Genomic DNA, 19207 nt, shown 5'->3' with positions numbered 1-19207 from the left:
ACGAACCGAGATGGAACTGACCCAGGAGTACACCGACCTGATCGCGTCGGTCCGCGACTTCGCCCAGCAGGTCGTGGCACCGGTCTCGTACCGGCACGACGTCGAGAAGAGCTTCCCGTACGAGGTCGTGGCGCAGATGGGCGAGATGGGCCTGTTCGGCCTGCCCTTCCCCGAGGAATACGGCGGCATGGGCGGGGACTACTTCGCGCTCGCGCTGGCCCTGGAGGAGCTGGCCAAGGTGGACCAGTCGGTCGCGATGACGGTGGAGGCCGGCGTCGGACTCGGCGCCATGCCGATCTACCGGTTCGGCGACGCCGCGCAGAAGGAGCGCTGGCTGCCGGATCTGGTGGCCGGGCGGCGGATCGCCGGTTTCGGGCTCACCGAGCCGGGCGCGGGCAGCGACGCCGGGGCCACCGCGACCACCGCCGTCGAGGACGGACCGGAGTGGGTGATCAACGGCGCCAAGCAGTTCATCACCAACTCGGGCACCGACATCACCTCGCTGGTCACGGTGACCGCGGTGACCGGCACCCGAGTGGACGGCAAGAAGGAGATCTCGACGATCATCGTGCCGTCGGACACGCCCGGCTTCGTCGCCGAACCCGCCTACGACAAGGTCGGCTGGCACGCCTCGGACACCCACCCGCTGAGCTTCACCGATGCCCGCGTCCCCCGGGAGAACCTGCTGGGTGACCGGGGCCGCGGCTACGCGAACTTCCTCTCGATCCTCGACGAGGGGCGGATCGCGATCGCCGGTGTGGCGACCGGGGTGGCGCAGGGCTGCGTGGACGAGTGCATCAAGTACGCCGCCGAACGGCAGTCGTTCGGCAAGCCGATCAACTCCTACCAGTCGATCTCGTTCGCCATCGCGCGGATGGAGGCACGGGCGCACGTCGCCCGGACCGCGTACTACGACGCGGCCGCGCGGATGCTCGCCGGCAAACCGTTCAAGAAGGAGGCCGCGATCGCGAAGATGATCTCCTCCGAGGCGGCGATGGACAACGCCCGCATGGCGACGCAGATCCACGGAGGCTACGGCTTCATGAACGAGTACACCGTGTCCCGGCACTACCGGGACTCGAAGATCCTGGAGATCGGCGAGGGCACCACCGAGGTGCAGCTGATGCTGATCGCGCGGTCGCTGGGGCTGCCGTCATGAGCGAGCAGAACACGAGCGGGCAGAACACGGCGGGGGAGCCCCGGCGCATCGTCCAGCGCGGCCTGTGGTTCGAGGAGTTCGAGATCGGCGCGGTGTACGAGCACCGTCCGGGCCGGACGTTCAGCGAGGCCGACAACACGCTGTTCACCACCCTCACCATGAACACCCAGGCGCTGCATCTGGACGCCGCGTGGTCGGCGGCGCAGCCCGGATTCGGCGGGCAGCGGCCGATCAACTCGATGATGACCCTCTCGACCATCGTCGGGCTCTCGGTGGCGCAGCTGACCCAGGGCACCCTGGTGGCCAACCTCGGGTTCTCCGACATCGCCTTCCCGGCCCCCATGTTCGCCGGGGACACGCTGTACGCGGAGACCGAGTGCACCGGCAAACGGATCTCCAGGTCCCGGCCCGGCGAGGGCGTGGTGCAGCTGACCCACCTCGGCCGCAACCAGGACGGCACGGTGGTGGCCCGGGCCGCGCGCTCGACGCTGGTCCGCCTGCGGCCGGAGGAACCGGCGTGAGTCCCTCCTCCGACACGGCGGCATCGGGCACAGCGGCATCGGGGACGGCGGCATCGGGAACGACGACGCACTGGCGCCCGGCCGGTCCGGCGCTCCTGTTCTGCCCCGCGGACCGGCCCGAGCGGTACGCGAAAGCCCTCGACCGCGCGGACACGGTGATCCTCGATCTGGAGGACGCCGTCGCACCGGAGCGCCGGCCGGCCGCGCGACGGGCCCTGATCGACACCCCGCTCGATCCGGAGCGGGTGATCGTGCGCCTGAACCCGGCGGGCACCGACGACCACGCGGCCGATCTGGCGGCGCTCGCCCGGACCCGCTACCGGGTCGTCATGCTCGCCAAGACCGAGGACGCCGCCTCCGTGCGGGCGCTCGACGCCGCGGTGATCGCCCTGATCGAGACCCCGCTGGGCGCGGTGCGCTGCGAGGAGATCGCGGCCGTCGACCGGTGCGTCGGACTGATGTGGGGCGCCGAGGACCTGGTGGCCGGACTGGGCGGGACGGCGAGCCGGTTCGGCGCCGACGAACCCGGCGCGGGCGGCTACCGCGACGTGCCGCGCCTCGCCCGGGCCCGCGTGCGGCTGGCCGCCGGCGCCTTCGGCAAGGCCGCGATCGACGCCGTGCACCTGGACATCCCCGACGTCGACGGGCTGGCCCGGGAGGTGCGCGATGCCGTCGCCCTCGGCTACGACGCCACCGCGTGCATCCATCCCTCGCAGGTCGCGACGGTCCGGGACGGCTATGCGCCGTCGCCGGCGGAACTGGCGTGGGCGCGCCGGGTCCTGGCGGCGGCGGACGACCACGACGGCGGCGTCTTCCGGCTCGACGGCCGGATGGTGGACGCCCCGGTCTTCGACCAGGCGCAGTCGATGCTGCGCCGGTCCGGCGGCCGATAGACCCGAGACCGTCGCCCCGGACACACCGGCTCGGACACGTTCGGACCCGGAAGACCCCATCGACCCGGAAGAAGCAGTACCGCTCAAGGAGGATCGGTCATGACTGAATCGGCATACGCGAAGGGCGAGGACACGCCTCCGCTGCTGGAAGGCACCATCGGACAGACGCTCGCGGCCACCGCGGCCGAGCACCCGGACGCGATCGCGCTGATCGACGCCGTCTCCGACCGGCAGTGGACGTACCGGGAGTTCCGTCAGCAGGTGCGGGCGCTGGCCTGCGGGCTCCGGCGACTGGGCCTGCAGCCGGGCGACCGGCTCGCGCTGTGGTCGCCCAACCGGTGGGAGTGGGTGATGGTGCAGTTCGCCGCCGCCGAGGCCGGACTGATCCTGGTGGTGCTCAACCCGGCGTACCGCAGGCACGAGGTGAAGTACGCGCTCGATCTGTCGGGCAGCACGGTGGCGATCGCGGCGACGTCGTTCCGCACCTCGGAGTACGAGCGGATGCTCGACGACGTGCAGCCCGACGTGCCGTCGCTGCGCGAGAGCATCGTCTTCGAGTCGCCGCGCTACGCGGAGCTGACCGGCCCTCCGACGGAGGAGGAGCTGGCCGAACTCGATGCGGTGGCGGCGACGCTGCACCCGGACGACCCGATCAACATCCAGTTCACCTCGGGCACCACCGGCCACCCGAAGGGCGTCACCCTCTCGCACACCAACATCGGCAACAACGGCTACACCATCGGGCACCTGCTCGAATACACCGAGAACGACCGCATCTGCACGCCGGTGCCGTACTACCACTGCTTCGGCATGGTGATCGCGAACCTCGCGGCCGTCGCCTACGGCAGCGCGATGGTGATCCCGGGTCCGGCCTTCGATCCGGCGGCGAGCCTGGCCGCGGTGGAGAGGTACCGCTGCACCAGCCTCTACGGCGTGCCGACGATGTTCATCGCCGAACTCGGTCTGCTGGATTCGGGCGGACGGTACGACCTGAGCTCCCTGCGCACCGGCGTGATGGCCGGTTCGCCGTGCCCGGAGGCCGTGATGCGCCGGGTGATCGACGAGATGCACATGAGCCAGGTGTCGATCTGCTACGGCATGACCGAGACCAGCCCGGTCTCCACGCAGACCCGGATGGACGATCCGCTGGACCTGCGGGTGAGCACCGTCGGACGCGTCGGCCCGCACCTGGAGATCAAGGTGATCGACCCGGTCGGCGGTCAGACGCTGGCGCGCGGGGAGACCGGCGAGTTCTGCACGCGCGGCTACTCGGTGATGGCCGGCTACTGGAACGACCCGGACAAGACCGCCGAGGTGCTCAGCGAGGACGGCTGGATGCGCACCGGCGACCTGGCGGTGATGCGCGAGGACGGCTACGTGCAGATCACCGGACGCATCAAGGACCTGGTGATCCGCGGCGGCGAGAACGTCTACCCGCGCGAGGTGGAGGAGTTCTTCTACACGCACCCGGACATCGTCGACGTCCAGGTGATCGGTGTGCCCGACGCGAAGTACGGTGAGGAGTTGATGGCGTGGATCCGGGTGCGCGAGGGCGCCCCCGAGCCGACCGCCGACGATCTGCGGGCGTTCGCGGAAGGACAGATCTCCCGGCACAAGATCCCGAAGTACGTGCACGTGGTGGAGAGCTTCCCGATGACCGTCACCGGCAAGGTCCGCAAGGTCGCCATGCGCGAGGAGGCCCTCGGTCTGCTCGGGCTCGACGAGGCGTGACGAGAGGTCCGCGATGCAGAGGTTCACGATGTGGAGAGAAGGATCCCGGTGAGTGCTGAACAGAGTCGATTCGAGCGGTTCGCCGAGTTCCTGAGCGGGCGCACCGGGCGGGAGTACCCGTCGTACGACGACGTCTACGCCTACTCGGTGACCGACCTGGCCGGGTTCTGGCGCGCGGTGTGGGACTTCTTCGAGCTCGACGACGTGGCCGCCGCCCCGCTCGGGGCCGGTGACCGGGCGGTGCTCGCGGACGCGACGATGCCCGGGGCGCGCTGGTTCCCGGACGTCCGGCTGAACTACGCCGCCGTGGTGCTCCGGCAGTGCGCGCGACGGGCCGCCGCCGGGGACGGCGCGGCGATCGTCGGGCTCGACGAGTCCGGGAACCGGACCGAGATCGCCTGGAGCGAGATCCCGGGCCTGGTCGCCGCGGTGGCGGCGGCCCTGACCGAGGCCGGGGTGGGCGAGGGCGACGTGGTCGCGGGCTTCCTCCCGGACGTCCCGGAGGCGGTGATCGCGTTCCTGGCGACGGCCTCGCTCGGCGCGATCTGGTCGGGGTGCGGCCAGGACTACGCGGCCGAGGGCGCGGCGAGCCGACTCGCGCAGCTGCGTCCGAAGGCGCTGTTCTCGTGCGCCGGGTACCGGTGGAACGGCAAGGACGTCGACAAGCGCGCCGACAGCGCGGAACTCGCGTCGCTCCTCGGCGACCCGGCGCTGCACGTGCGGATCGGCGGTTCGGCCGACGAGACGGCGGACGGGACGACGTCGTGGGCCGCGCTCACCGCGGACACCTCGCGCATCCCGGAACCCGTCGAGGTGCCCGCCGACCATCCCCTGTGGGTGCTCTTCTCCTCGGGCACCACCGGGCGGCCGAAGGGGATCGTGCACGGGCACGCCGGCGTCGTCGTCGAACATCTGAAGCAGACGGCGCTGCACGCCGACCTCGGACCCGGTTCGGTGTTCTTCTGGCAGACCGCGCTGAGCTGGATGATGTGGAACTTCCAGGCCGCCGGACTGCTGGTGGGCGCGCGGATCGTCACCTACAGCGGGTCGCCGCTGTCCCCGGACGCCGACCGGCTGTGGCAGATCGTGGCCGACGAGGGCGTGACCTACTTCGGCACCAGTCCGGGACAGCTCAACGCCTCGCGCAAGGCGGGGCTGGTGCCCGGGCGCGACCACGACCTGTCGGCCCTGCGGACGCTGGGCAGCACCGGGTCGACGCTGCCCGCCGACCTGTTCGCCTGGGTCGACGAGAACGTGGCCGCGGGACTGCCGATCTCGTCGATCAGCGGCGGCACCGACATCGTGAGCGCCTTCGCCGGGGGCAGCACCGGGGTGCCGGTGGTGGCGGGCGAGCTCTCGGTGCGGCACCTGGGCGTGGCGCTGGAGAGCTGGTCGCCGGACGCGCGGCCGCTGATCGGCGAGGTGGGCGAGCTGGTCGTCACCGCGCCGATGCCGTCGATGCCGGTGAGCTTCTGGAACGACGACGACGGCTCCCGCTACCGGAGCGCGTATTTCGATCACGTCTGGGACGTCCCGCCGCCCGCGGAGTCCGCCGCCTCGCCCGCGGAGCGGCCTGTGTCCTCGCTCTCCGAGAGGCCGGGATCCTCGCTCCCCGAACGGTCGGGGTCCTCGCTCCCTGAGCCCGTCGAAGGGGCGGTCTGGCGGCACGGCGACTGGGTGACCGTCACCGACCGCGGTTCCCTGATGTTCCACGGGCGCAGCGATGCGACACTCAACCGCCACGGCATCCGGATGGGATCGGCCGACGTCTACGAGGTGGTCGAGGGGATCGAGCAGATCGCCGAGGCGTTCGTCCTCGGCGTCGACGGTCCCGACGGCGCGTACTGGATGCCGATGTTCGTGACGCTGGTCCCGGGCGCCGAGCTCACCGACGCGCTGGTGAGCGAGGTGGCGGCGCAGGTCCGGACGCGACTGTCGCCACGGCACGTGCCGGATGAGATCGTCGTCGCACCCGGGATCCCGCACACCCGGACGGGAAAGAAGCTGGAGGTGCCGGTCACGGCGATTCTGGCCGGCCGGGACAACGTGAACGTGGACCCGGACGCGATCGACGATCCGGCGCTGATCGAGTGGTACCGCGCACAGGGCGCCGCGCACGTCTGGTGACGCCGATCGCTCGCTGTACTAGCGTGGACAGCGTTCGTCGGGTGGCCGATCCTCCGGCCGCCCGTGATGTCGACCAGGAGATTCTTGATGACGTATCCGCCGTCGGGCCCCAACTACGGGCAGGGCGACTCCGGCCAGGGCCAACCGCAGTACGGGGCGGGCCAGTACGGCCAGCCGCAGTACGGCGCCGGTGCTCAGTACGGCGCGGGCTCGCAGTACGGGGCAGGCCAGCAGTACGGCCAGCCGCAATACGGGGCCCAGTACGGCGCGGGTCAGCAGGCCGGCGACCCGGGCGCCGCGCAGCAGTACGGGCAGCCGCAGTACGGGGCTCCGCAGCAGGCGCCGAAACCGCCGTCGCAGGGGCTCCCGGCCAACACCGGCCAGCTCCTCTCGTTCGTGATCGGCGGACTCGGCGTCCTCACGCTGCTCTGCGGTTTCCTCACCACGGCCGAGTTCACCATCACCGGGCAGTCGCTGTTCGGCAACCCCCGCGAGATCAGCTACACGGCGGGCAAGATCCTCGAATCCGCGTACGCGGTGCCGTGGGCGCTGCTGGCCGTCGCCGGTGTGCTGGCGCTGTCGACGCTCGTCCTCGGCCGGGAGAAGTGGGCGGTGGGCGGCGTGTTCGCGCTGAGCACCGTCGGGGCGGTCGCCACCGTCTTCACCTTCGCGACCGGTCACGGCGAGGAGGCCGGCACCGCGCTGTTCGGTGACGAGGTGACCATCGAGGTCAGCGCCGGCATGGGTGCGATCCTCCTGCTGGTCGTCGCGATCCTCTCGGCGCTCGCGTCGATCCTGTGGCTGCTGATCGAGGGCGGCAGGATCAAGGTGGCTCCGGGCGCCGATGCCACGGCGTCGACGGCCGAGCAGGCCGTGGCGGGTGCGGCGGCGCCCGGCGCTTCGGCCGCCGCGGCTCCGGCGACCACCGGGTACTCCTACGGCGATCCGTCCTCGACCGGTGCCCAGGCGACCGGAGCGCAGGGGATGGGAGCCCAGGGGACGGGATCCCATTCGGTCGCGCCGGGTTACGGCCAGTCCGCGGGTGCGCATGCGGCGCCGTCGTACGGCGATCCGTCGTCTCCGTCCACCCCGTCGCCGTTCGGTGACGCGTCGTCGTCCGCCTCGTCGCCCACCACCTCGTCGCCGTCGGTTCCCTCGCCGTTCGGCGAGGCGTCCTCGTCTCCGTCGACCCCGTCGCCGTTCGGTGATCCCTCGGCGGCCACGTCGTCCTACGGCGCCTCGCCCTCGTACGGGTCGTCGCCGTACGGGACCGCGGGCGGCACCGGCGCGGGTGCGGATCCCGCCGCCTTCGGCGGCGCCTCCGGCGCGCCGGCCGAGGGCTCGGAGACCAGCATCATCGACACCACGAACATGGGCGACGGCTCGGAGACCACGGTCTTCGGGGCGTCCCACCGTGCCGAGAACGCCGACGGCCGGCGCGACGACAAGTAGTCGCTGAGCCGGGGCTCCCCGGCAGTGAGATCTCTGCGGCGCCGCCGCTCCGGTTCCGACGCCGGGGCGGCGGCGCCGTCTCTCGTGCGGCCGGGAGTCCCGGGGCCGCGGCGAGGTCTCCGGCCGACCCTCCGGGCGTGCCGGTGGCGAGGCGGCCGCCTCTCGTGTCACTCTCGAAGGGATGTCTTCCACCACCGATTCGCTCGTCACCCGCCTCCGACAGGGGCGGATGTCGCAGCGCGACGACGAGCACCACCGCGCGGCCACCTGGGGCCTGCTGAAAGTCGCGGCGCTGGTGCCCGCGGTGACCACCGCGATCCTGACGGTGGTCGTGGCGCTCACCAAGGCGCTGGCCGGGGGCGCCTTCGGCGGCCTCGCGGCACAGGTCGGCGCGGCGTGGCTGGTGGTGAATCAGGTGCCGCTCACCGTCGGCGGCGTGACCGTCGGAGTGCTGCCGCTGCTGCCGACGCTCGCCGTGATGTGGGCGGTCGCGGTGGTCACCGCGCGCGCCACCCGCGAGGTGGACCACCTGCAGGAGGTCGCCACCATCGCCGGTGCCGCGCTGGCCGGTCCGCTGCTGTGGACCGCACTCGCACTGGCCGTGGTGGCCGACGGATCGGCGGTCTCCTCGATCGGTCAGACCGCGCCGCTCCCGGCCTTCGGCTACACCCTGCTGGTGCAGGGGATCGGCGTGGGGATCGGGGTGGGGCGCCGCTGCCTGCAGCCGGTGTTCGACACCTACGAGTTCCCGGTCACCGACCGGGTCGGTGCCCGGGCCGGCGGTCTCGCGTTCCTCGGGCTGGCCGCCGGCGGGGCGGTGCTGGTGGCCGTCGGACTGGTCGCCAAGTGGGCGCGCGTCGGCGAGCTCATCGCCGGCGGGAACGCGTTCGACGGGTACCTCGGTCTCACCGCGCTCTCCGTCTTCTACCTGCCGAACACGGTGCTCGGTGCGCTCGGGATCTCGGTCGGCGCCACGGCCCAGGCCGGGACCGCCACGGTCGACGCCTTCGCGGTGCACGCCGGCACGGTGCCGCCGCTGCCGATCCTGGGGGTGCTTCCGGAGACGGGCCTCGGCGGCATCGGCGGGCTCGTCTTCGTGTTCCCGGTCGCGGTCGGTGTGCTGGTCGGCTGGTACTGCCGCAGCGTCGACGTCGTGAACCATCTGCGGGCTGTCGCCGTCGCCGCCGCGACGTGCGCGGCGCTCGTGGTGCTCGCGTGCGCGATGGCGGGCGGACCCGCGGGCGAACTCGGCCGGGTGGGCGTCAACGCGCCGCTCGCCGGGGTGTACGGCTTCACCTGGATCCTGGTGACCGGCGCGCTGGTCGCCGGGATCTACCAGCTCACCCCGGCGGTGCGGCGCCTGCACCACGAACCCGACGTCGGTTTCGACCTGGACGAGCTGCTGGAACAGGACGAGGAGTCCGCCGGCCCGGAGACCGTCGATCCCGACGCCGACGACGCCCTCGACCCGGACGACGCCCTCGACCCGGACGACGACCCCGATGCCGACGCAGACCCGGATCCGGCGGCGGACCTCGACGTCGAACCCGAGTCCTCCGACGATCCCGACACCGTCGACCGGGCGTCCGCCGGCCTCGATGCCGACACGGAGGCGACCACCGAGCTCCCCGTCGTGCGCGACGGCGACCCGGACTTCCCGGCGGCGGGCCCCGGCCGCGGGTCGCCGACCGGCCCGAACTAATCTCTTGGTGTGAGCAGCCCCGCCGGAACCCGTACGCCCGTCGTCGTGCTCGCCTCCGGGACCGGGTCGCTGCTGGCCTCGATCCTGGCGGTTTCCGTGGCCGACACATCGTCGTACGACGTCGTGGCGGTGGCCGTCGATCGCGACTGCCGGGCCGCCGAGATCGCCCGTGAACAGGGGATTCCGGTGATCGTCTGCGCGCTGTCGGAGTACGCGGACCGGGCCGAGTGGGATCGTGCGCTCACCGATCGGGTGTCGGCGCACGCGCCGGCCTGGGTGGTGACCGCGGGCTTCATGAAGATCCTCGGACCGGCCTTCCTCGACGCCTTCGCCGAGCGGGTGATCAACTCGCATCCGGCGCTGCTGCCCGCGTTCCCCGGTGCGCACGGCGTGGCCGATGCGCTCGACTACGGCGTCAAGGTGACCGGGTGCACCGTCCACCTGGTGGACGGCGGCGTCGACACCGGGCCGATCCTGGCGCAGGGCGTGGTCGAGGTCCTGCCCGACGACACCGTCGAATCCCTGCACGAACGAATCAAGATCACCGAACGCGACCTCCTCCCGAGTGTGGTGGAGGCCGTGGTGGCCCGCGGTGTGGTCACCGATGGACGAAAGGCATACATCCCGTGAACGCACCCGCCGATCGCCGGCCCATCCGGCGTGCCCTGATCAGTGTCTACGACAAGACCGGCCTGACCGAACTCGCCACCGCGCTGCACGCGGCCGGGGTGGAGATCACCTCGACCGGTTCCACCGCCAAGACCATCGCCGCCGCGGGCGTGCCGGTGACCGAGGTCAGCGAACTGACCGGGTTCCCCGAATGCCTGGAGGGCCGCGTCAAGACGCTGCACCCGCGCGTGCACGCCGGCGTGCTCGCCGACACCCGCAAGGACGATCACCTGCGCCAGCTCGACGAGCTGGAGATCAAGCCCTTCGAGCTGGTGTGCGTGAACCTGTACCCGTTCACCCAGACCGTCGCCTCGGGCGCCTCGCCCGACGAGTGCGTCGAGCAGATCGACATCGGCGGCCCCTCGATGGTGCGCGCCGCCGCCAAGAACCACCCGTCGGTGGCCGTCGTCGTGGACCCGTCCGACTACGGCGCCGTCGCCGAAGCCGTCGCCGGGGGAGGCTTCGACCTCGCCGAGCGCAAGGCCCTCGCGGCCAAGGCCTTCCGGCACACCGCCGACTACGACGTCGCCGTCGCCTCGTGGATGACCGGCGTCGTCGCCCCGTCCGACGACGCCTTCCCGGTCTGGGCCGGGGCCACCTGGCAGCGTTCGGCGGTGCTCCGCTACGGCGAGAACCCGCACCAGCCCGCCGCCCTGTACGTGAACGACGCGGGCGCTCCGGGGCTGGCGCAGGCCGAGCAGCTGGGCGGCAAGGAGATGTCGTTCAACAACTACACCGACGGCGACGCCGCGTGGCGTGCCGCGTACGACTTCGCCGAACCCGCCGTCGCGATCATCAAGCACGCCAACCCGTGCGGCATCGCGGTGGGCGCGGACATCGCCGAGGCGCACCGCAAGGCGCACGCCTGCGATCCGGTCTCCGCGTACGGCGGCGTGATCGCGGCCAACCGCGAGATCAGCGTCGAGATGGCCGAGCAGGTCGCCGAGATCTTCACCGAGGTGATCATCGCCCCGGGCTTCGCCGACGGCGCGCTCGAGGTGCTCACCCGCAAGAAGAACCTGCGTCTGCTGGTCGCGGCACCGCCCGCCGAGGCCGCGCAGGAGCTGCGCCCGGTGTCCGGGGGCGTGCTGATCCAGGCCCGCGACGTGATCGACGCCGAGGGCGACGACCCCGCCAACTGGACTCTGGCCTCCGGTGAGGCGGCCGACGAGGCCACTCTCGCCGACCTGGAGTTCGCGTGGCGGGCGGGCCGATCGGTCAAGTCCAACGCGATCCTGCTCGCGCACGACGGCGCCTCGGTCGGCGTCGGCATGGGCCAGGTGAACCGGGTCGACTCGGCGCACCTCGCCGTCCAGCGCGCCGGTGTCCGCGCCGCGGGCTCGGTGGCGTCGTCGGACGCGTTCTTCCCGTTCCCGGACGGTCTCCAGGTGCTGATCGACGCCGGTGTGCGCGCCGTGGTCCAGCCCGGCGGCTCCGTGCGCGACAACGAGGTGATCGAGGCCGCCCAGGCCGCGGGCATCACGATGTACTTCACCGGCGCCCGCCACTTCGCGCACTGACCTTCCTCCCGCAGGACTCCGCAGCGGATCGGCTCGCCCAGCGCGCCGATCCGCTGCGCGCATCCGGTCCGGCGGTCTCCGATGGTCGGTGATCTCGACTTCGCTCGATCAGCGAGGATGAGTGCTCGATCTCCGAGGAAGAGTGCTCGATCTCCGAGGGTGAGTGCTTGATCTCCGAGGAAGAGCGCTCGGCCGTCGAGGAGAAGGGCTCGAGCATCGAGGAGGAGGGGTCTCTCGTCGGTCGAGTCCTTTCCTCGCTGATCGAGCGAAGTCGAGATCACCCCTCTCGACCGGCCGAGACCGCCCGCTTCGCCGTGCCCGTATCCGACCGACCCGCCCGAATCGAGGTGCCCGCATGACGCTCGCCGACTACGCGCTCCTGCTCGTCGCGGGTTTCGGTGCGGGGCTGGCCGGTTACGTGACCGGGTTGGCGTCGGTCGTCAGCTATCCGGCGCTGCTCGCGGTGGGCCTGCCGCCGGTGACGGCGAACGTCACCAACACCGTCGCGATGGTCGCGGTCGGCATGGGCAGCTTCGCCAAGTCGGGCCGGGTGCTGCTTCACGACGACGAGGGTCGCTCGCTGGGCCGGTCGGCGGCGGTCGCCGCGCTCGGCGGCGCGGCGGGCGCCGCGATCCTGCTGCTCACGCCCGACGAGGTGTTCGCCTCGGTGGTGCCGTTCCTGGTGGTGCTCGCCTCGCTCGCCCTGCTGCTGCAGCCGACGCTGCAGAGCGCGTCGGCGACCACGCGAACCATCCGGCCTGGTGGCTGGTCGGGGTGTTCGCGGTGTCGGTCTACAGCGGTTATTTCGGGGCGGGCGCCGGCGTGATGTTCATGGCCCTCGCGATGATCCTCTCGACCATCCCGCTGTGGAAGGCGGCGCTGCTCAAGTCGGCGCTGTTCGGTGTCGCGAACCTCGTCTCGGCGATCGCCTTCGTGGTCTTCTCCGACGTGCACTGGGGTGCGGCGCTCGCGATGGGGGTCGGCTGCTTCGTCGGCGGTGTCGCGGGCCCGCCGACCGTGGCGCGGCTGCCGGCGACCCCGCTCCGGATCGGCATCGCCCTGGGCGGTCTCGGCATGGCCGGGTGGCTCGCGTTCGGTTGAGCGCCGCCGGTGCCGAACACCGGGAGTCGTCCTCCGGCCGCTCCAGGGGAAGACCGCCCCCTGGTCGGGGTGCCGGGCACCCTTCGCCTCGATCGAGCACCCTCAGCCGAGGATGCTCGATCGAGGTCGGGATGCCGGGCACCCTGGGCCCGGAGGGGCGGTTCTTCGCGCTGATCGGGGATCTCGACTCCGCTCGATCACCGAGAGGACCTCGATCACCGAGAGGACTTCGATCACCGGGGGAGCTTCGATCACCGGGGGGAGCCTCGATCATCGAGGAGTCTCCACGCCCTGAGCGCGCACACCGGGAATCGATCGTCTAGGGGATGGCGCGGCGCAGTGCCAGGTAGCTCAGTCCCGCGGCCACGGCCCCGACGCCCAGGGCGATCAGCGCCACGAAGGGGGCTTCGGCGTCGAGCAGCAGCCGCCCGACGGACGACCACGCGTGGGTCGCCGAGATCACGAAGGCCGCGATCACCAGGAGCACCAGCAGACCGATGATCGCCACCAGCACCCAGAGCAGGCCGAAACGCTTGTAGATCACCGAGCCGAGGAACCCCAGGAGGAACGCCAGCAGGGCGGTCGAGAAGTAGAGGAGCGCGGCGGCGGCCGGCCCGTGCTCCCAGATCCACGGCAGCCGGAAGAAGTAGCCGTCGAACCCCCAGCCGTCGGTCGCCTGCTCGATCAGGCCGCCGACCAGGACGGTGACGGCGAGGATCAGCGACGTCCCGACGGCGGTCAGCACGGTGCCCTGGAAGAACTCGCGGCGGGTGACGCTCATGGCCTGGGAGAACGGGAACGTGAGGCTCATCGCCTGGATTCCGACCACGAGGAAGTACCAGAGCGGGGCCTGGACGCCGCCGCTGTACATCGGTTCGTCGATCGCGCCGTCCGCGGAGAAGAGGATGATCCCGTAGACCGCGAGCGTGATCGCGAACGACGACCCCAGGATGATCAGCGGCAGCCAGAGGAACGTCTGCCGGTTCACCAGCTGCATGCGGACGACGTTGGCGGTGCGGTTCATCGGAGTGCTCCGTTCTCGAGGCTCGAAGAGGCGGCGGAGTGCTGGGTCAGGCGCACGATCAGCTCCTGCAGCGAGACCGGCGCGGTGGACAGGCCCGCGGCGGCGAGGCGGCGCTCGTCGTCGTCGTCGGACAGGGTGCCGAGCACGGTGACCGAGGCGACCGGCCCGAGGCGTTCGCGGTGCAGTTCCTCCCGCCCGGCGACGAACTCGTCGACGGCGGTCGCGGCGCCGACGACGCTGAACGCCCGACCGCGCAGCTCGTCGACGGACTCGTCGATCACGATGTGCTCGTCGTCGACCACCAGGACCCGTTCGATGAGGTTCGAGACCTCGTCGATCAGGTGGCTGGAGAGGACGACGGTGCGGGGGTGCTCGGCGTAGTCGGCGAGCAGGCGGTCGTAGAAGATCTGCCGCGCGACGGCGTCCAGACCCAGGTAGGGCTCGTCGAAGAAGGTCACCTCGGCGCGGGCGGCCAGGCCGATGATCACGCCGACCGCCGAGAGCTGGCCGCGCGAGAGCTTCTTGATCCGGGTGTTCACCGGGAGCCGGAAATCGTCGATCAGGCGTTCGGCCAGGGCGTCGTCCCAGTTCGGGTGGAAGAGCTTGGCGATGGCGAAGGCGTGCCGGGGCTTGGCGTCGTCGGGGTACTTCTGACTCTCCCGGACGAAGCACATCCGCTGCAGCACCCCGGGGTTCTCGTACGGCTGTTCGCCGAACACCTCGACGCGGCCGGAGTCGGCGAAGTTCTGCGCGGTGACGATCGACATGATGGTGGTCTTGCCCGAGCCGTTGCGGCCGAACAGGCCGCAGATCACGTTCCGCGGGACGTCGAAGTCGACGGCGTCGAGCACCGTCTTGTCGCCGTAGCGTTTGGTCAGCTGCCGGACCCGGACGGCCGGTTCGGCGGGGGCGGGGTTCGGTGCGGTCATGACTGCTCCTCTGCGGTGGAGTCGCCGTCGGGGCGGCGGCGGTGGATCAGGTCGATCACGTCCTGCGGGCCCAGTCCGAGGCGGGCGGCCTCGGCGAGCAGGGGATCGAGGTAGCGGACGGCGAAGGTCTCCCGGCGTTCGCGGCGCAGCAGATCGCGGGCTCCGGCGGCGACGAACATCCCAATGCCGCGGCGTTTGTAGAGCACGCCCCTGTCGACCAGCTGGTTGACGCCCTTGGCGGCGGTCGCCGGGTTGACCCGGTAGAACGCGGCGAGCTCGTTGGTCGACGGTGCGCGGGTCTCCTCGCCGAGCGTGCCGTCGACGATCGAGTCGGCCACGTGGTCGGCGATCTGCTGGAAGAGGGCCCGTCCTTCGTCGAGCATGTCGGCCCCTTTGGTTAGTTACTTGACTAATTAACCATTGCACTCGGAGGGCGGCGTGTCAACGGTCGGCGGGCTCGGTACGGTGACGAGATGACCTCGGACCAGCGATGCCCGTGTCGCAGTGGCGAGACCCTGGCGCAATGCTGCGGCCGCCATCTCGACGGTGCGGCGGCGCCCACCGCGCAGGCGCTGATGCGCAGCCGCTACACGGCCTTCGCGCTCGGTGATCCGGAGTACCTCTCCGACACCTGGCACCCGAGCACGCGGCCGTCGTCGATCGAACTGGACCCGGAGCAGCGGTGGCTGCACCTGACCGTCGAATCAGCCTCCGGCGGAGGGCCGTTCGACACCGACGGCATCGTTGAGTTCACCGCCGTCTACCGCACGCCGGCCGGGCGGGGAGAGCTGCGTGAACGGAGTCGTTTCGTCCGGGAGGACGGTCGCTGGTACTACGTCGACGGCGACGTGTCCTGACCCGCGCACCCGAGGTTCAGGGGCGGACGAAGTACGGTCCCGCGCCCGGATCGGCACGGAAGTCGAGGGCCCGACCCAGGCGTTCGACGGTCGAGGTGCAGAGCGGGGACGGGAGCGCGTCGAGCGGGAACCAGCCCACGGCCAGGGACTCGTCGTCGCCGACGCGGGCCGCGGCGACCGGATCGGGGTCGGCCGCCAGGTCGGGGACACAGAGGAAGGTCAGGTCCAGGTACTGCGCCCGGTCTCCGTTGGGATAGACCACCACGTCCCGGCCCGAGGTCACCGAGGCCAGTCCGACGATCCGGGCCCGGACGCCGGTCTCCTCGACCACCTCGCGGAGCGCGGCGACGGCGGGCTGTTCGCCGGGTTCCAGGATGCCGTACACGGCCGCCCATTCGCCGGTGTCGGCGCGGCGGCCGAGCAGGAGGTGTTCGCGTCCGTCCACCTCGTGCAGCACGATCGCCGTGACGCCGGTCAGCCACAGCAGATCCGTGCCGACCCGGGAGCGGAGGGCGGTGATGAACTCGGGAATCGGCACGTCGCCACCGTAACCCGCGCATCGCTCGTACGCGCGATCATGCCCGGTTCCGGGCGGCTCGGCGAATCCGGAACCGGGTTGGAAGCACGCTGAGCGCAAGCCTGGGCCCGACGACTGCGGACCCGTAGAAATCACCGGGTGACCTCACTGATCAACACCTCGGCTCTCGGCCGTGCCGCGTCGACCGGCGCCACGCGGTACGACGACGGGGGCGCGCCTCCCCGTGGACGACGACCCCGGTGGCGCCGGGCCGGCCGGGCCGTGGCGCTGCCGCTGCTGTCGGTGCTGGTGTTCCTCGGACTCTGGCAGTCGGCGGCGGTCTCCGGCATCTGGTCGGAGACCTTCGTGCCCCCGCTCGGCAAGATCTGGGCGGCCTTCGTGGACATGTCCACCACGCACGACGGCGTCCGCGGCTACGGCGACTACCTGCTGTGGGAGCACCTCTACATGACGCTCCGCCGGGTCTTCCTCGGTGTGACGGTCGGCGTGCTCGCCGGGGTGGCGCTGGGGGTGGCGATGGGGTCGGTCCCGTGGGTGCGCCGGGTGCTGGAACCCTGGCTCACCTTCCTCCGGGCGCTCCCGCCGCTGGCCTACTTCTTCCTGCTGGTGATCTGGCTCGGCATCGACGAGGCCCCGAAGATCACGCTGCTGGCGCTCGCGGCGCTGCCGCCCGCCGCGGTGGCCACCACGGCGGCGGTCGCGTCGACGCCGGTGCCGCTGGTGGAGGCCGCGCGGGCGCTGGGCGGTTCACGCTGGGACGTGCTGCGCGACGTCGTGTTCCCGGCGGCGCTGCCGGAGACCTTCACCGGTGTCCGGCTGTCGGTGGGCATCGCCTATTCGTCGGTGGTCGCGGCCGAGCTCTTCAACGGCATCCCCGGTATCGGCGGCGTGGTGAAGGACGCCTCGAACTACAACAACACTCCGGCCGTGCTCGTCGGCATCGTCGCCATCGGGCTGTCCGGACTGATCATCGATGCCGTGCTCCGCGCGGCCGAGACACGCGCCGTCCCCTGGCGCGGAAAGGCCTGATCCCCATGTCCCCACGCACGACGTCCCCGCGGACGACGCACACCCGCCGCGGTCTCCGCAGATCGGTGGCATCGACACTCCTGGCCCTGGTCGGCGTCCTGGCGGTCGCCACCGGCTGCTCGGTGGGCGCCGCCGAGGACTCGTCCAAGCCGACGATCCGGATCGCCTACCAGACCCTGGTCAGCGGCGACCTGATCGTCAAGAACGACCGATGGCTCGAGGATGCGCTGCCCGGCTACAACATCAAGTGGACCAAGTTCGACTCCGGCGCCGACGTCAACACCGCCTTCGTGGCGAAGGAACTCGACTTCGGCACGCTCGGATCGAGCCCGGTGGCGCGCGGTCTGTCCGATCCGCTCCGGATCCCGTATCAGGTGGCCTTCCCGCTCACCGTGCTCGGCGACAACGAGGCGCTCGTCGCCCGGCCGGGCACCGGGATCGAGACCCTCGCCGATCTGCGGGGCAAGCGGATCGCCACGGCCTTCGCCTCCACCGCGCACTACAGCCTGCTCGCCGCACTCGGCGACGTCGGCCTCGATGCATCGTCGGTGAAGCTGGTGGACCTGCAGCCGCAGGCCTCGCTCGCGGCCTGGCAGCGCGGCGACGTCGACGCGGTCTACACCTGGCTCCCGACCCTCGCCGAGCTGCGCGCCGCCGGCGGCAAGCAGCTGATCTCCAGCCGTGCGCTGGCCGAACGCGGCAAGGCGACGGCCGATCTCGCCGTCGTCTCGACGGAGTTCGCGCGGCAGCACCCGGACGCGGTCGACGCCTGGCGCAAGGCACAGGCCCGCGCGGTGAATCTGATCAGGTCCGATCCCGACGCCGCGGCCGCCGCGATCGCCGGTCAGGCGGGCGTCTCGAAGGAGGAGGCCGCCGACCAGTTGAAGCAGGCGGTGTTCCTGACCCCCGCGGAGATCGCCTCGCCTCGGTGGCTCGGCACGCAGGACGCTCCGGGCGATCTGGCGCGCATCCTGGCGTCCACCGCCGAGTTCCTGCGGGCCCAGAACCAGATCCCGTCCGTCCCGGACGCCCGGGTCTTCGCCGACGGGCTCTACACGAAGGGACTGCCCGGTGTCTTCGCCGACGTCGACTGACCGCGCGGCGGCCGGACCGGCCGCGAAGGCCGGGGCCCTGACGATCACCGGGGCGGTGCGCGAGTACGGTGCGGGCGCCGGGCGGGTCGCCGCTCTCGGACCCGTCGACCTGCAGGTCCCGGCGGGGGAGTTCGTGGTCCTCGCGGGCCCGTCGGGCTGCGGCAAGTCAACGCTGCTGCGGTTGATCGCGGGATTCGAGCCGCCCACCGCGGGAACGGTCACCGTCGACGACGCCGCGCCGGTCCCCGGCCGCAGCTCGGGCGTGGTGTTCCAGCAGCCGAGACTCTTCCCCTGGCAGACGGTGCGCGGGAACGTCGTACTCGCCCTGAAGTACGCGGGGGTGCCGCGTGCCGAGCGGACCGAGCGGGCCGACGAGCTGCTGGAACGGGTCGGACTGCACGGCATCGGGGACCGGCGCATTGGGAGGTCTCCGGCGGGCAGCAGCAGCGCGTCGCGATCGCCCGGGCGCTGGCGGTGCCCACCTCCCTGCTGCTGATGGACGAGCCCTTCGCGGCCCTCGACGCCCTCACCCGGGAGCGGTTGCAGGACGACGTGCGGCAGGTGAGCGCCGAATCCGGACGGACGACGGTGTTCGTCACGCACAGTCCCGAGGAGGCGGCCTATCTCGGTTCGCGGATCGTGGTGCTCAGCGGGCGTCCGGGCCGGATCGCCGCGGATCTGCGGTCGCCGCTGCCCCGCACCGGGGTCGGACCGGACGAGCTGCGCGCGGCACCGGAGTTCCTGCGCCTGCGCACCGAGGTGTCCGCCGTCGTGAAGGCGGAGGCGGCCGGTGCCGAACGGGCGGCGACGGCGTCGTCCTGACCCCGGCGGCCCGGTCGGCGGATCGCGGGAACGGACGAA

At 71.7% G+C, this 19207-nt stretch carries 17 protein-coding genes and 2 pseudogenes; 15 read left to right on the top strand and 4 right to left on the bottom strand.

All coding sequences use genetic code 11. The features are described 5' to 3' along the window. Positions 1-10 precede the first annotated feature (10 nt). The 10 genes and pseudogenes from QM809_RS00570 (at position 11) to QM809_RS00525 (ending at position 12875) form a co-directional block, all read left to right on the top strand. A complete protein-coding gene (locus tag QM809_RS00570) occupies positions 11-1159 on the top strand; it encodes an acyl-CoA dehydrogenase family protein (RefSeq protein ID WP_415043907.1) in 1149 nt (382 codons plus the stop codon). Then, positions 1156-1680 carry a MaoC family dehydratase gene (locus tag QM809_RS00565; protein ID WP_415043906.1) on the top strand — a complete coding sequence of 175 codons (525 nt, stop codon included), beginning with the start codon at positions 1156-1158 and terminating at the stop codon, positions 1678-1680. Before QM809_RS00570 ends, QM809_RS00565 begins: the two co-directional genes overlap by 4 nt. Then, positions 1677-2573: an HpcH/HpaI aldolase/citrate lyase family protein gene (locus QM809_RS00560; RefSeq protein ID WP_415043905.1), complete on the top strand. Its 897-nt coding sequence runs from the start codon at positions 1677-1679 to the stop codon at positions 2571-2573. Before QM809_RS00565 ends, QM809_RS00560 begins: the two co-directional genes overlap by 4 nt. A gap of 99 nt (positions 2574-2672) precedes the next feature. Continuing rightward, entirely contained in the window at positions 2673-4304 is a 1632-nt protein-coding gene (locus tag QM809_RS00555) for an AMP-binding protein (protein ID WP_415043904.1), read from the top strand. 48 nt (positions 4305-4352) lie between these two features. Beyond that, positions 4353-6431 carry an acetoacetate--CoA ligase gene (locus QM809_RS00550; RefSeq protein ID WP_415043903.1) on the top strand — a complete coding sequence of 693 codons (2079 nt, stop codon included), beginning with the start codon at positions 4353-4355 and terminating at the stop codon, positions 6429-6431. An 87-nt stretch (positions 6432-6518) separates the two neighbouring features. After that, complete coding sequence (locus QM809_RS00545; protein ID WP_415043902.1) at positions 6519-7883, top strand: DUF5336 domain-containing protein; 1365 nt, start codon at positions 6519-6521, stop codon at positions 7881-7883. 181 nt (positions 7884-8064) lie between these two features. Further along, on the top strand, positions 8065-9585 hold the full coding sequence (locus QM809_RS00540; RefSeq protein WP_415043901.1) for a DUF6350 family protein: 1521 nt from the start codon (positions 8065-8067) through the stop codon (positions 9583-9585). Positions 9586-9594: 9 nt separating this feature from the next. Then, the gene (purN, locus tag QM809_RS00535; RefSeq protein ID WP_415043900.1) at positions 9595-10215 is read left to right on the top strand and encodes a phosphoribosylglycinamide formyltransferase; all 621 of its coding nucleotides are present in this window, start codon (positions 9595-9597) and stop codon (positions 10213-10215) included. Beyond that, positions 10212-11774, top strand: a complete 1563-nt coding sequence (gene purH / locus QM809_RS00530) for a bifunctional phosphoribosylaminoimidazolecarboxamide formyltransferase/IMP cyclohydrolase (RefSeq protein ID WP_415043899.1) — start codon at positions 10212-10214, stop codon at positions 11772-11774. Before purN ends, purH begins: the two co-directional genes overlap by 4 nt. A 355-nt stretch (positions 11775-12129) precedes the next feature. Next, positions 12130-12875, top strand: a pseudogene (locus tag QM809_RS00525) (sulfite exporter TauE/SafE family protein). A 319-nt stretch (positions 12876-13194) separates the two neighbouring features. On the opposite strand, the gene QM809_RS00520 reads toward QM809_RS00525, so the two are convergent. The 3 genes from QM809_RS00520 to QM809_RS00510 are packed head-to-tail and all read right to left on the bottom strand — an operon-like array spanning position 13195 to position 15211. After that, positions 13195-13899, bottom strand: coding sequence for a hypothetical protein (locus tag QM809_RS00520; protein WP_415043898.1), 705 nt, complete (start codon positions 13897-13899; stop codon positions 13195-13197). Beyond that, a complete protein-coding gene (locus QM809_RS00515; protein ID WP_415043897.1) occupies positions 13896-14828 on the bottom strand; it encodes an ATP-binding cassette domain-containing protein in 933 nt (310 codons plus the stop codon). The genes QM809_RS00520 and QM809_RS00515 overlap by 4 nt, the downstream gene beginning before the upstream one ends. After that, complete coding sequence (locus tag QM809_RS00510) at positions 14825-15211, bottom strand: GntR family transcriptional regulator (protein WP_415043896.1); 387 nt, start codon at positions 15209-15211, stop codon at positions 14825-14827. The genes QM809_RS00515 and QM809_RS00510 overlap by 4 nt, the downstream gene beginning before the upstream one ends. Positions 15212-15301: 90 nt before the next feature. Here QM809_RS00510 and QM809_RS00505 point away from each other — a divergent pair, with 90 nt between their 5' ends. Beyond that, the gene (locus QM809_RS00505) at positions 15302-15685 is read left to right on the top strand and encodes a YchJ family protein (RefSeq protein ID WP_415043895.1); all 384 of its coding nucleotides are present in this window, start codon (positions 15302-15304) and stop codon (positions 15683-15685) included. 16 nt (positions 15686-15701) lie between these two features. On the opposite strand, the gene QM809_RS00500 is transcribed toward QM809_RS00505, so the two are convergent. Next, positions 15702-16223: an NUDIX hydrolase gene (locus QM809_RS00500; RefSeq protein ID WP_415043894.1), complete on the bottom strand. Its 522-nt coding sequence runs from the start codon at positions 16221-16223 to the stop codon at positions 15702-15704. Positions 16224-16370: 147 nt separating this feature from the next. Between QM809_RS00500 and QM809_RS00495 the strand changes: the two genes are divergently transcribed. The 4 genes and pseudogenes from QM809_RS00495 (at position 16371) to QM809_RS00480 (ending at position 19168) form a co-directional block, all read left to right on the top strand. Beyond that, positions 16371-17252, top strand: a complete 882-nt coding sequence (locus QM809_RS00495; protein WP_415046975.1) for an ABC transporter permease — start codon at positions 16371-16373, stop codon at positions 17250-17252. Between the two features lie 5 nt (positions 17253-17257). Beyond that, positions 17258-18346 carry an ABC transporter substrate-binding protein gene (locus QM809_RS00490; RefSeq protein WP_415043893.1) on the top strand — a complete coding sequence of 363 codons (1089 nt, stop codon included), beginning with the start codon at positions 17258-17260 and terminating at the stop codon, positions 18344-18346. Beyond that, positions 18324-18799: pseudogene (locus QM809_RS00485) on the top strand (ATP-binding cassette domain-containing protein); the annotation flags it as partial. The gene QM809_RS00490 and the pseudogene QM809_RS00485, both read left to right, overlap by 23 nt. A 21-nt stretch (positions 18800-18820) precedes the next feature. Then, positions 18821-19168, top strand: a complete 348-nt coding sequence (locus QM809_RS00480) for a hypothetical protein (RefSeq protein WP_415047138.1) — start codon at positions 18821-18823, stop codon at positions 19166-19168. The last annotated feature ends 39 nt before the right edge of the window (positions 19169-19207 follow it).

Source organism: Gordonia sp. (in: high G+C Gram-positive bacteria), from assembly GCF_047600385.1.
Classification (GTDB): domain Bacteria; phylum Actinomycetota; class Actinomycetes; order Mycobacteriales; family Mycobacteriaceae; genus Gordonia.
This window is presented reverse-complemented; position numbering and strand designations above follow the sequence as displayed.

Excerpts from the sequence above, each read along its gene's own strand:
- QM809_RS00570 (WP_415043907.1), top strand. The coding sequence starts at position 11 with ATGGAACTGACCCAGGAGTACACCGACCTGATCGCGTCGGTCCGCGAC.
- QM809_RS00565 (WP_415043906.1), top strand. The coding sequence starts at position 1,156 with ATGAGCGAGCAGAACACGAGCGGGCAGAACACGGCGGGGGAGCCCCGG.
- QM809_RS00555 (WP_415043904.1), top strand. The coding sequence starts at position 2,673 with ATGACTGAATCGGCATACGCGAAGGGCGAGGACACGCCTCCGCTGCTG.
- QM809_RS00545 (WP_415043902.1), top strand. The coding sequence starts at position 6,519 with ATGACGTATCCGCCGTCGGGCCCCAACTACGGGCAGGGCGACTCCGGC.
- QM809_RS00540 (WP_415043901.1), top strand. The coding sequence starts at position 8,065 with ATGTCTTCCACCACCGATTCGCTCGTCACCCGCCTCCGACAGGGGCGG.
- QM809_RS00520 (WP_415043898.1), bottom strand. The coding sequence starts at position 13,899 with ATGAACCGCACCGCCAACGTCGTCCGCATGCAGCTGGTGAACCGGCAG.
- QM809_RS00515 (WP_415043897.1), bottom strand. The coding sequence starts at position 14,828 with ATGACCGCACCGAACCCCGCCCCCGCCGAACCGGCCGTCCGGGTCCGG.
- QM809_RS00510 (WP_415043896.1), bottom strand. The coding sequence starts at position 15,211 with ATGCTCGACGAAGGACGGGCCCTCTTCCAGCAGATCGCCGACCACGTG.
- QM809_RS00505 (WP_415043895.1), top strand. The coding sequence starts at position 15,302 with ATGACCTCGGACCAGCGATGCCCGTGTCGCAGTGGCGAGACCCTGGCG.
- QM809_RS00490 (WP_415043893.1), top strand. The coding sequence starts at position 17,258 with ATGTCCCCACGCACGACGTCCCCGCGGACGACGCACACCCGCCGCGGT.